This is a genomic window from Roseomonas sp. CECT 9278 (assembly GCF_918698155.1).
Lineage (GTDB): Bacteria > Pseudomonadota > Alphaproteobacteria > Acetobacterales > Acetobacteraceae > Neoroseomonas.
On the sequence record NZ_CAKKLX010000110.1, the window covers coordinates 1 to 1416 of the forward strand.

Annotated in this window: 1 protein-coding gene; it reads right to left on the reverse strand. The window is 68.9% G+C overall.

All coding sequences use genetic code 11. The features are described 5' to 3' along the window. Positions 1 to 58: 58 nt before the first annotated feature. Positions 59 to 1258, reverse strand: a complete 1200-nt coding sequence (locus tag LQ222_RS26160) for an IS256 family transposase (protein ID WP_230169805.1) — start codon at positions 1256 to 1258, stop codon at positions 59 to 61. Positions 1259 to 1416: the final 158 nt, after the last annotated feature.

Genomic DNA, 1416 nt, shown 5'->3' on the forward strand with positions numbered 1-1416 from the left:
GGTCGTGTCCCATCGCGTGGTGTAGGAGCGATGATCGCTGGCGGGTTGGGCCGCCGTGTCATGCTGTCACGGCGGACAGGCTGACATGGGGAGTGTCGCTGACGGCGCCGATGGTTTCCAGGGTCATGTAGCGGGCGCGCTGGGTGGCCCATTCGTCGGACTGCTCGAGGAGAATGGCGCCGACCAGGCGGATGACGGCGGCCTCGTTGGGAAAGATGCCGACGACATCGGTGCGGCGCTTGATCTCGCCGTTGAGCCGCTCGATCGGGTTGGTGCTGTGCAGTTTGGTCCGGTGCGCGGCGGGGAAGTGCATGTAGGCCAGCACGTCCTCCTCGGCTGCGTCCATCAGGGTGGCGAGCTTGGGCACCTTGGGGCGCAGCTGGTCGGCGACGGTGCGCCACTGGGCGTGCGCGGCCGCGGCATCCTCCTGGGCATAGGCGGTGCCGATCCAGGCCGAGACGATGCGCCGCTGCGCCTTGCCGGCGTGTGCCAAGGCATTGCGGGCGAAATGGACGCGGCAGCGCTGCCAGGTGGCGCGCAGCACCTTCGTCACGGCCGCCTTCAAGCCCTCATGGGCGTCGGAGACGACCAGCTTCACGCCAGCCAGGCCGCGCCGCTGGAGGGTGCGCAGGAAGTCGAGCCAGAAGGGTTCCGCCTCCGAACTGCCGATGGCCATGCCGAGCACCTCGCGCCGGCCGTCGGCGTTCACACCCACCGCGATGGTCACGGCGACGGGGACGATGCGGCCGGCCTCGCGGACCTTCACGTAGGTGGCGTCGAGCCAGAGATAGGGCCAGTCGCCCTCGATCGGCCGGGCGAGGAAGTCGCGCACCCGATCGTCGATCTCGGCGCACAGGCGGCTGACCTGGCTGCGGCTGATCCCCTCCATGCCCATGGCTCGGACGAGGTCGTCCACCGAGCGGGTGGAGATGCCCTGGACATAGGCCTCCTGGATCACCGCCGTCAGCGCCTTCTCGGCGGTCCGGCGCGGCTCGAGGAAGGCGGGGAAGTAGCTACCCTTGCGCAGCTTGGGGATGCGCAACTCGACGGTGCCCGCACGGGTCTGCCAGTCGCGGTCGCGGTAGCCGTTGCGCTGCACCAGCCGGTCCGGACTGCGTTCGCCATGGGCAGCGCCAGTCACATCGCCGACTTCCAGTTCCATCAGGCGCTGGGCGGCGAAGCCGATCATCTCGCGCAGGAAGCTGGCGTCAGAGCCCTTTTCCAGCATCTCGCGCAGGGCGATCTTGTCGTCGGTCATCGTGGTCGATCCAAGGTCAGGGGTTGCAGGTCTCAGCAACCCAACCCTAGCCAGGGATCACCGCGATGGCCGCCTGGGGCGCTCCGCTTCGCTCAGCCACAGGCTTCGCTTCGCGCCCCAGGCTCTGGATGTCCTACACCACCACTGGGGACGCGACC